Raw genomic sequence first — 9,285 nt, forward strand, 5'->3', positions numbered from 1 at the left:
TAGGGCTCGACGACCCGGCTTGCCGGAGAGCCGAAGGGGGCCATGTCCCGGAAGTTTGTTCATATTTTGAGTGTGTTTTCCGTGATTCTGCCCGAGCCGGCGCTGGTTTGACTCCTGAAGTACTCGCCTGTCACGCTAAAAAATTCGGGACAGTTACAGATTAACACATGCATGAAAAAAATTTATGCAAATGAATTTAATGATAAATAACGAGTAATCACCTTCTGCTAAGGTTCTTCAGTAAGCAGACTGGCCAGAAATTCTTATAAGGCCACCGAGACCGGCGCCGTAGGCGCGGGACCCGGGGCCGCCGCGAAGGCGGCAGAGGTTTTTCGCCTTTACCGGAGCGCCATACGAAACGAAAAAAAGCGCTATAATTCAGACGGACATAGAGCACTGCCTTTCTTCTTTATGGTTAAGGATTAACCCGTAGCCGTTGCCGACGTTCCGGTTCCGTTATGAAGCGCCCCTGTCTCTGGGGGCTTTTTTTACCGTGTATCCGGGCTTCCGTGCCCTGCTCCGGTTAACCTTTCAGCGCGTCCATCACTTTTTCATTGCCGCATTCTCATGGGGCCAGAGACTCAGGGCGCTCCCCTCCCCGCCCTGCGCGTCTTCCAGCCTCAAATAATCTCCCGCCACGCGCAGCACCTGAGCCAGCGCGGCAAAAATCGCGGCGGCTTCGGGGTGGGCAAAGGCGTAGTCGGTCAGCTGGCGGGGACGGCGGCAGTACAGCGCGCACAACTCTGTGTCATCGTGGCGGTCATACATCCAGCTGCGGTGGTTCAGCACCAGTGAAGTGATAAAGATGCCCGCCGCCTCGCTGCTCAGGCGCACATCGCTGTAATTTTCCGGGTTAACGAAACGCCAGGTTTCCTCCGCTGTGGGCTTCATTAAGCCACCGCCGGACGGCAGCTGCACGAAGTCCCATACGCCGCCGTCGTACTCCGAAAGGTAACGATCAGCGTACAGGTACACGTTGTTTTCGGCGCGAATAAAAATCGTCACCGAAGAGCGCGGGCAAGAAACGCAGGCGCACGTAGCCGTCAGGGACGCGTGCGGACTCAAAAGCAGGGGTGGCAGTCTTCATCAGAAATCTCCGCAGTCAGGGTGGTTAACAGTCACGGCACAGGCCGCAGACCGCAGACTGCACGGTTTTTATTCCCCCGCCGCAGGCGGCATCAATGAGGCGCGCAGCAACGTCCTTTTCGTCTTGTCCACATCCGGGGTGCATATCCGCCCCGGAACCCTGTGGATAAAACCGGCCATGCCGTGCGCCGGCAGGGATGCAGAGTGCCGTTCGTTTTTTAATCAGTCACGTCCTCAGGTGTTTTTTGTATCACGGCCGCGCGCCGGTACAGTTCAACCAGGTCATTATCGATCCCCTTAATCATCAGGCCAGCCATACGCTGCTCGCGGCTGGCGCCCTGCCAGAGGTGGCGCGCAATCATGTCCCGCAGGCGAAGATGAAATTCGTACAGCGACTCTTCCAGGTCGGCGACGTCGGCCGCCAGGGCATCGTTATCAGTGTGCATAGTGTGATCGTTCATCGTGTTCGCTCCGTTCATCAGGCCGCACGGGCGTCGCGGTGGGCATACAGGCGGCGCAGGCCCGCCGCGTGGTACTGCTCCATCAGCTCGATGCCAATCCAGCGGCGGCCACACACGTTGAACCGCTGCCGGCAAACGGATCCAGGACAATGGCGTCGGGCTGCGTGAAGGTCTCAATCAGCGGTCGCAACGCACTGACCGGCTTTTCGGTCGGGTGATGGCGGTTGCCGGTATATTCCCACGGCATCACGTCGGGCAACGGCTTCGCCGGCAGCGCCGGGCGCCCTTTGGCCAGCACATAGGCCCTTTCGTGCTGGTAGCCGACGAAGGCCGACTTTGAGGCGTAAGGCTTGGTGAACACGATGTGGCCCACCACACGGAACCCGGCCGCCTTCCACGCCTGCATAAAAATGTCTATCCGGTTCCAGCCGAAGAAGCTCACCGCCAGGCTGTTGTCTTTCAGCACCCGGAACATTTCGTTGCTCGCCGGCTGTACCCATTCGCTGTTCACGTCGTTGGCAATCGAGCGGCCGGAACGGTCCTTAAAGCCGACGAGGTACGGCGGATCGGTGAGGATGAAATCAATGCTTTTGTCCGGAAAGCCGCCCATAACCTGTACGCTTTCGCCGTGCATGAATCGAGACATAGTGATGCTCCTGTGTATGAAGGGGGCACCGGTAGTGGTGCCGTGACCTCCACACAGACGGGCGAACAGCAGAGCAAACAGGGGCGGATGCGCAAGCCGCACGCGCCGCCTGAGCGGACTGAATGTCCCGAGAACGGCGGGGAACGGGTGAGAAGTCCGGCGACAGCTTCCCTTATATGTCGGGAAATATCTAAACTGACTTTGCAGGTCTGGTGAGGTCCGTGCAGCAGGTGAAGCTTCCGGGGCGCAAGAGCCCGTAAACAAGCGAGTGCGCACGGACTGAGCCACTCATCATTAGCCCGGACAGTTGTCTGAACTTAAATTCGTATCGTAAGGAGGGGCACCATGAGTCAGCCGGATTTGCAGTGCATTGGTATTGATGTGGCAAAGGCCACGCTGGACGTGGCTTCTACAGAGGAGATTATTCCTTTCACCGTCAGTAATGACACTGCAGGTTTTGAGGTAATTACTAACAAAATCAGCGGACTTAATATTTCTTTGATTCTGATGGAGGCCACCGGAGGCCTGGAGACGCAGGTAGCAGCGCGTCTGCAGTCAGAAGGCTTTGACGTGGTTATTATCAACCCGCGACAGGCACGCGATTTTGCCCGAGCCATGGGGCATCTGGCGAAAACGGACCGGCTGGATGCCACTATGCTGGCACAGCTTGCACGCGTGATTAACAGCCATCCTGATCGTAACCGGTATATCCGGCTGATGCCGGACGCGGCCAGAAAGGCACTTACGGCACTGTTCGTAAGACGCCGTCAGCTCAATCAAATGCTGGTTGCGGAACGCAACCGGCTTTACCCCTCCCACCCCGATGGCCGTGAATGTATCAGTCGGATCATGACGGCCCTCGAGGCAGAGCTTGCTCTTGTGACGCGCATGATGAATCGTCAGGTGCGGCAGCATTTCCGCGATCAGGCCCGCCAGCTGACCAGCGTGAAGGGCGTGGCGGAAATTACTGCCGCCACCCTGCTGGCCGAACTGCCGGAGCTGGGCACCCTGACCCGCAGGGAAATCAGCGCGCTTGTCGGTGTCGCCCCCGTTAACAGGGACTCAGGAAAAATGCGGGTAAGACGAACGATTTTTGGCGGAAGGGCCGACGTGCGGTGCACGCTTTACATAGCGGTAATAATCGCCATTCAGTTTAACCCGGCTATCAGGGCCTTTTATGTCAGGTTAGTCGAAGCGGGTAAGGCGAAAAAGGTGGCGCTGGTTGCCTGCATGCGTAAGCTGCTGACCATCCTGAACGCCATGGTCAAAAGGGGGATGTACTGGGAGGATCATTTCATGCCACCCCGCCAATTTAGTGAATTAAAAACTCAGTCCGGTTCTGAGACGAATGTCATCAGAACTGTTTTGATGCCACTCTGAAAAAGTTCTGCAGCGCCATCAGCGCTCTGCCGGTCATGGCTATTTCCGATACCATCACGGCGTCATGCTGTTTCAGCCAGGCCAGGAAGACGGGGTTACTCATGAAGGGGCTGAAGGTACCAAAAGCCAGCTTCAGATGCGTCAGGTTGTTGGCCCATACGTCCAGAGAACGATACTCGCCCTCACTCAGTTGCGTAAGCAACTCATCCGTTTGCGCTTTGATTTCTGTAATGCGCCGGTACTTTTCATGCATGCGTTTCCGGACCTCGAAGTGATTGTTTTTGCACCTGACGTACAGCCTGTGCGCCAATCAGCGGCGTGTGCTTACGTGAGGACGGCAGCAGTGAATCACGGTTCAATACAGCCGCCCTCTTCTCACAGGCCTTATACCCTGAAGGCCTCGACCATTCCGCGTAAAGCGTGTGCCTGCGCAGACAGTGACTGTGAGGCAGACGAGGACTCCTCAACCAGCGCGGCGTTATTCTGGGTTACTCCATCCATCTGACTGACGGCAATGCTGACCTGGGAGATACCCTGCATCTGCTCGGATGAAGCCAGTGAAATATTATCCATGGACTCTGCCAGCTCGCCCACCATACTGACAATTTTCATTATGCTGTGCCCTGCATCTGCTGCTGCGACTACGCCGCTGTCAACGACACTTACTGCGTCCGCCATTAGTTGTTTGATGTCATGCGCGGCATTCGCACTACGCTGTGCGAGCGACCTGACTTCACCCGCCACAACGGCAAATCCCCGCCCTTCTTCACCTGCCCGGGCGGCCTCCACTGCGGCGTTTAAGGCCAGAATATTTGTCTGGAAGGCGATGCTTTCAATTACGGATGTAATATCCCGCACCTTCGCGGCGCTAACAGATATGGCATTCATTGTGTCTGACATGCGCTGTACATCTGTACCACCTGAACGGGCAACCTGCGCTGCTTCACGGGCTGAACCAGCTGTCTGCTGTGCGCCGGCAGTATTGCTTTTCACTGTAGCGGTAAGCTGCTCCATGCTGGCGGCCGTTTCCTGCAACGCGGCCGCCTGCTGCTCGGTACGCGAAGAGAGTTCAGTATTCCCCTGTGAAATTTCATCCGCAGCCAGCGCCACGGAGCCGGCGGAATCCTTTATCTGAGAGATAAGCCCCCGCAGGTTTGTCTGCATACCATCCAGTGAAGCCAGCAGGCTTGTTTTATCATTGCGCCGCAGAATGACCTGACTCGTCAGGTCGCCAGAAGCAATTGCTGCTGCGAGTATTTCAGCATCTTTAGGTTCCCCGCCTAACTGGCGCATCAGCGCCCTGACTATCATAAAAATAGTCAGAAAAGAGAACAGTACTGAAAGAGTTGTGAGTGAGAGAAGCACAGCGGAAGCCTCACGTACAGATTCGCTGTTAACAGCTACCGTATCCCGGCTGAGCTTATTTTGCACATCGGTCAGCCCGTCAAGGGCATCAGACAGGGCCTGCTGAGCCGGGCGAGCCGTATTCAGCAGATAGTCAGCGGCTTTTTCTGACTGATCGTTGTCCATCCCCATTTTTCCTGCAACTGTCAGCGTATTCAGAGCGAAACTGTCTGAGGACACAATACGGTCTAACGCTGATTTTCCTTCAGGAGAAGCGTTATGCATCATGCTGTTAACAAGCTGATCGCGTTGCTGAAGATACTTTTCATGTAAATCACTGACCTTTTGCCATTCATTTTTCTCCTGCTCAGGATCTTTGAGCAAAACGATGTCTCTGACTGAAACTGCCATGTTATTAACAGCAGCACGCATGTTCAGGACAAGCGTAAGGCGCCTCATTTTATAATTTACCGTATCTTCCATGCCTTGCCGTGACTTACTGAGCACATGAAGAGACAGGCCGGTGCAGATTAAAAAGCAGATAACCAAAAGGCCGTAGCCTGAGAAAAGACGAAACGATATTTTCATTTTTTTTCCTGGTGGGAGGGAGAACAACTCCTTTATCGGCCTGTAGCCAGATACTAATAGCTTTGATGAGTTACGAACTGTTACTACATCTCCCAGCACAGTTGCTTGTTTGCGAGGCCACCCGGCTACCGTGAGGGCACGGCACTTTACGCCCGCCGTTTTCCGGCCGCAGGACGGAAGACGGCATGAAGGCGGAGCGCAGAGACAACCTTTTTTCATTCCTGCAGTGATGCCGCCGTGACCGGCGACATCAGAGGATCTGCAGCTGCATACCGGGCAGCGCTATGCCCCTCCCTTCTCCAGCAAGACAGCATCGATGGCCATCTCCAGATGCCAGCAGTTAAATCCCTCGTTTGCATCATGATGGTCTTCGGCATACTCCATGGCCGCCGCAATCTCATCCGGCGTCATATCCGGGTTAATGCCGAGAAAGTCCTCTGCCAGCCAGAAGGTGCCGCAGCACAGCTCGTCATCGCCGACTGCGGCCAGCCGCGCCCTGAATTCCCGTACGGTAATTGCTCTCATTACCTGACCGGCGGGTTGTCCCGCCGCCTGCGGTTTTCTGATGATCGGACAGGGTCTTTTTCGACCCGTGCGGCAGGGATGGTGTCGGCGCAGTGGCGCAGGAAATACCAGCTGAGAGTAGTATCCGCATCGAGCGAGGCATCGGCCAGTGCGATTGTGGCCGGTACCTCATCGGGCTTCAACGCCGGTGCAACGTCTTCGAAATCATCGGCTATCCACATATGCACCACGCAGGGTGTGCCGGGTTCAAAGCGCAGCAACTGTTCGGCCATCTGGCAAGTGGTGAGAGGTTGATTCATGGTCAATCCGGTCTACAGGTTACACGGCATCAGCGCCGTGACGTCACGGCAGCCGGGCTATGGCGCAGGACGCAGGGTCGAAGGACAAAGCCGCACGCGCCGCCTGAGCGGACTGAATGTCCCGAGAACGGCGGGGAACGGGTGAGCCATGAGGCGAAGCCTGCCTTGCGGACGAAGTGGCCCGGCTAAGGTGCAGTCACGGCGCAGCGTGATCGAAGGGAAAATATTCCTGTTGCAGTTCAGTTCAGTTCAGTTCAGTTCAGTTCAGTTCAGTTCAGTTCAGTTCAGAGTGAAACAGGCCTGGGATAAATGACCAGAAAGTAGCACGTGCAGTCGATCAATTTATGTGCGAACTGTCTGTTACAGACGCGTGCAACTTTTATCAGTAACGAACTACAGGATAAATCTGGCTGCGGTACTCTGGTTGCTCTGCAGATGGCCAGTATGGCGGGAGGTTTTCCGGGATGGGGGCCCCGGGCTTAAATACTTTCCGGGCTTAATCAGTCACGAATACTCTCCTGAATAAGGCAATTACACAGAACAGAAGATTGTGAAGTTGTGGAGAGTGTCGTCCATGACAGTTTCTCCGGCCGGTCAACGCTTTCGCGCAACCGATGAGGTCATCTTTGCATCGTCGTCTTCCGGCCGGAGCCGGACTACGTCCTCTGGCGTTAGTGCTTTTCTTCGTTCGGGCCTGCAGAGTCCTGCAGGTACGGTACAGACTGTTCAGCATCCCCTTTTACGGCATACTCCAGCAGCCAGTTTCTGGTGTCTGAAATGTCCATCTGCCGGGAAACGCTGATTTCATCCTCAGCCATATGATTCAGCTCGTTCAGGAGAGAAAAGACGGTAATGTCCTTTCCCGCAAGAGCCAGCTGCAGTACCGCCTCGCCAATAGTGACGTGGCCTTCTTCGTCTTCATGAAACAACACGATTCAACCTCCATTGGTACGAATTGATGACAACCTCACCTCTGACTGTAGTTGCTCAGACCGGATACACCCGCAGATATTTCTGTAAATGTCACCAGCAGCGTGGCAAGTCCGCACCCGGGACAGGTTTATTCACACTAACCGTAAAGATAAAAAAAGGGCATGCTGATACGATATGAGTACATAACTGATAATCCAAATCAGATGGATTTTATTAAGAACTCACTACCTGCCGTTAATTCTGATGAGCCTGCAGGTGACAGTTCTTCCAGACTGGAATATGGAGTGTGAGTGGATAATGGCGGGCAGAAGATACCTGATGAAATACATCAGCTTATAGGAAATGTGGCTAAAGAACTGATAAGGTCAGGCAGGTCACTTACCCTGGATGAGCTGACCCGTGCTCTTCATCGTTTGAGTGAAACGGCAAAAGACACAGCGGTACGGGAGCGCAGCCGGGAAATAATTGCGTTACTGCTGAAAAGAATGCACTGATGCGGGATGATTTGCCTGGTCGATAAAATCTGTAGCGTTAAGAACGTAAATCAGAGCGCATCCGGCTCAAAGTCAATGCTTACCAGTATCTCAAGACAGCTTCTGAGCACGTCGAGTCGCAAAGGGTCTGTGATGGTTTCCATCTCTCCGATAATGCAGAAGATAATGGCGCGTCTCGACACTTCACCGGATCCGGCCAGTGATTCCCTGACGGCAGCACAGAAGACTCTCTTTTCATGTTCAAAACGTTCGTCCATTGATCCGAATAAGGTCATCAGCTCCTGTCCGCCAGGTATCGTGCGCTCTTGCATAGTGTGTCCTGTATATCGCTGCCTGCTTCCTGGATAAGTCTTTAAAGACTTAATCAGCGCATGAGCAGGCCGATTAATTTCTGATAATGCTGTTCTTCTTCAGCCGATGACGCCCTGTCAGCACGAGCCAGCAGGCTCATGCAGAGCGATTTACGGTTTAGAGTTTTTCCCGCGCTCAGAATTTCAACGACGATCTTACCCAGCGTTTCCTGCTGTGTTGGCGTGGAGGTCATGATAAGGCGGACTACGGAGCTGTTAACTGCTTCTGGATTTCCGGCTGTGTTATTGCGCATCGACTACCTCGTCTGGATGAAATTTAATCCTGTTTGTTAAGTAAAGTTATAGCGGAAGCTCATACTTGTACAGAAATAATTTTTCTGTACAACTTACTGGGTTTGAGTTTATCGAGCGATTTCTGTTAATTCATTGTTTTATATTTATTTTTATCCTACGGCTTTGTGTCCACTTTTGTGGTCTCTGTCTCACTATCCCCTGTCAGGAAGTACAGACTCGACCTGACAGTGATGCTCATCGTTCGGACATGTTACAAAAGTGCTGGCATGCATTCGTAAGCGAACTCTGGCAACGTCATTATCTGAGAATATGAAACTCTTAAGAAATCCAGACGTCGGCCGAAAACAGGGTGTAAATAACCGATAACCGCGAGTTGCTACTTATGGCCAGAGCCCTGCCCTCGACCTATTTTCCCGCTTTACCTGCCTGCCTGGCAGAAAAGCTCCGCGAAGTTGCGGACATGCTGGAAGTCCGCAGCCCGTCTATCCGTTAGACAGAACGGCATTACGCCATGGGAAGTCGCGGAGAGCCTTTAACAGTCATTCGCATTGAAATTCATGAGCATCATTTATAAAGCCAGATAACTTATATTTGTTGCGTCTCAACTCTGCTGATTAACTGAATATCAGATGACAGCCAGCGTCTGATATTCAGGGTGTCAGGTCCGGCCAGCACCGGTCCGAAAAAGCATATTTATGTTTAAGTAGAGCGCCAGAGTGGAAGTGGCTGCATTTTAACGCTTCGGGCATTATTCAGCCTGTGCAAAAAATAAGGGTAGGTGTGGAGTGCATGTTAATATTGTTTGCAGAAAACTCATTGTAAAAAAACCTTCCGGTCAGCCCCAGGGCTTAAAGAACCTGAACAGGGTAACGCAGTCTGCTGGCGGGGGCGCCCTTTCGGAATTGGATGCGCAGCGCATGCACC

Annotated in this window: 10 protein-coding genes and 1 pseudogene; 1 reads left to right on the plus strand and 10 read right to left on the minus strand. The window is 53.7% G+C overall.

Annotated elements, in window-relative coordinates; genetic code table 11:
• Window positions 1–543 precede the first annotated feature (543 nt).
• From VH86_RS08315 to VH86_RS08325, 3 genes and pseudogenes are all read right to left on the minus strand, one after another.
• Window positions 544–975: an antirestriction protein gene (locus tag VH86_RS08315; protein ID WP_231647171.1), complete on the minus strand. Its 432-nt coding sequence runs from the start codon at window positions 973–975 to the stop codon at window positions 544–546.
• A 329-nt stretch (window positions 976–1,304) separates the two neighbouring features.
• Window positions 1,305–1,547, minus strand: coding sequence for a hypothetical protein (locus VH86_RS08320; RefSeq protein ID WP_045832565.1), 243 nt, complete (start codon window positions 1,545–1,547; stop codon window positions 1,305–1,307).
• Window positions 1,548–1,564: 17 nt separating this feature from the next.
• Window positions 1,565–2,193 (minus strand): annotated as a pseudogene (locus VH86_RS08325) (DNA methyltransferase).
• A 345-nt stretch (window positions 2,194–2,538) separates the two neighbouring features.
• Here VH86_RS08325 and VH86_RS08330 point away from each other — a divergent pair.
• The gene (locus VH86_RS08330; RefSeq protein WP_072050591.1) at window positions 2,539–3,573 is read left to right on the plus strand and encodes an IS110 family transposase; all 1,035 of its coding nucleotides are present in this window, start codon (window positions 2,539–2,541) and stop codon (window positions 3,571–3,573) included.
• Here VH86_RS08330 and VH86_RS08335 read toward each other — a convergent pair.
• The 7 genes from VH86_RS08335 to ycgZ form a co-directional block, all read right to left on the minus strand.
• A complete protein-coding gene (locus VH86_RS08335) occupies window positions 3,548–3,826 on the minus strand; it encodes a hypothetical protein (RefSeq protein WP_052696569.1) in 279 nt (92 codons plus the stop codon). The genes VH86_RS08330 and VH86_RS08335 overlap by 26 nt on opposite strands.
• 131 nt (window positions 3,827–3,957) lie before the next feature.
• The gene (locus tag VH86_RS08340) at window positions 3,958–5,505 is read right to left on the minus strand and encodes a methyl-accepting chemotaxis protein (protein ID WP_045832566.1); all 1,548 of its coding nucleotides are present in this window, start codon (window positions 5,503–5,505) and stop codon (window positions 3,958–3,960) included.
• A gap of 282 nt (window positions 5,506–5,787) precedes the next feature.
• On the minus strand, window positions 5,788–6,030 hold the full coding sequence (locus VH86_RS08345) for a hypothetical protein (RefSeq protein WP_231647173.1): 243 nt from the start codon (window positions 6,028–6,030) through the stop codon (window positions 5,788–5,790).
• Complete coding sequence (locus VH86_RS08350; RefSeq protein WP_045832567.1) at window positions 6,030–6,329, minus strand: hypothetical protein; 300 nt, start codon at window positions 6,327–6,329, stop codon at window positions 6,030–6,032. Before VH86_RS08350 ends, VH86_RS08345 begins: the two co-directional genes overlap by 1 nt.
• Window positions 6,330–7,000: 671 nt before the next feature.
• Window positions 7,001–7,261 carry a hypothetical protein gene (locus VH86_RS08355; RefSeq protein WP_045832568.1) on the minus strand — a complete coding sequence of 87 codons (261 nt, stop codon included), beginning with the start codon at window positions 7,259–7,261 and terminating at the stop codon, window positions 7,001–7,003.
• Window positions 7,262–7,806: 545 nt separating this feature from the next.
• On the minus strand, window positions 7,807–8,067 hold the full coding sequence (locus VH86_RS08365) for a biofilm development regulator YmgB/AriR family protein (RefSeq protein ID WP_045832570.1): 261 nt from the start codon (window positions 8,065–8,067) through the stop codon (window positions 7,807–7,809).
• A 53-nt stretch (window positions 8,068–8,120) separates the two neighbouring features.
• Window positions 8,121–8,360 (minus strand): regulatory protein YcgZ, encoded by a 240-nt coding sequence (ycgZ, locus tag VH86_RS08370; RefSeq protein WP_052696571.1) that lies wholly within the window; start codon window positions 8,358–8,360, stop codon window positions 8,121–8,123.
• Between the last annotated feature and the right edge of the window lie 925 nt (window positions 8,361–9,285).

Origin of the sequence: Pantoea sp. BL1 (assembly GCF_000963985.1) — a bacterium.
In the GTDB taxonomy this organism is placed as follows: Bacteria; Pseudomonadota; Gammaproteobacteria; order Enterobacterales; family Enterobacteriaceae; genus Pantoea; species Pantoea rwandensis_B.

What these genes read in the sequence shown, in the direction of transcription:
- VH86_RS08320 (WP_045832565.1), bottom strand. Translation starts at nt 1,547, where the DNA reads ATGAACGATCACACTATGCACACTGATAACGATGCCCTGGCGGCCGAC.
- ycgZ (WP_052696571.1), bottom strand. Translation starts at nt 8,360, where the DNA reads ATGCGCAATAACACAGCCGGAAATCCAGAAGCAGTTAACAGCTCCGTA.
- VH86_RS08330 (WP_072050591.1), top strand. Translation starts at nt 2,539, where the DNA reads ATGAGTCAGCCGGATTTGCAGTGCATTGGTATTGATGTGGCAAAGGCC.
- VH86_RS08365 (WP_045832570.1), bottom strand. Translation starts at nt 8,067, where the DNA reads ATGCAAGAGCGCACGATACCTGGCGGACAGGAGCTGATGACCTTATTC.
- VH86_RS08350 (WP_045832567.1), bottom strand. Translation starts at nt 6,329, where the DNA reads ATGAATCAACCTCTCACCACTTGCCAGATGGCCGAACAGTTGCTGCGC.
- VH86_RS08335 (WP_052696569.1), bottom strand. Translation starts at nt 3,826, where the DNA reads ATGCATGAAAAGTACCGGCGCATTACAGAAATCAAAGCGCAAACGGAT.
- VH86_RS08340 (WP_045832566.1), bottom strand. Translation starts at nt 5,505, where the DNA reads ATGAAAATATCGTTTCGTCTTTTCTCAGGCTACGGCCTTTTGGTTATC.
- VH86_RS08345 (WP_231647173.1), bottom strand. Translation starts at nt 6,030, where the DNA reads ATGAGAGCAATTACCGTACGGGAATTCAGGGCGCGGCTGGCCGCAGTC.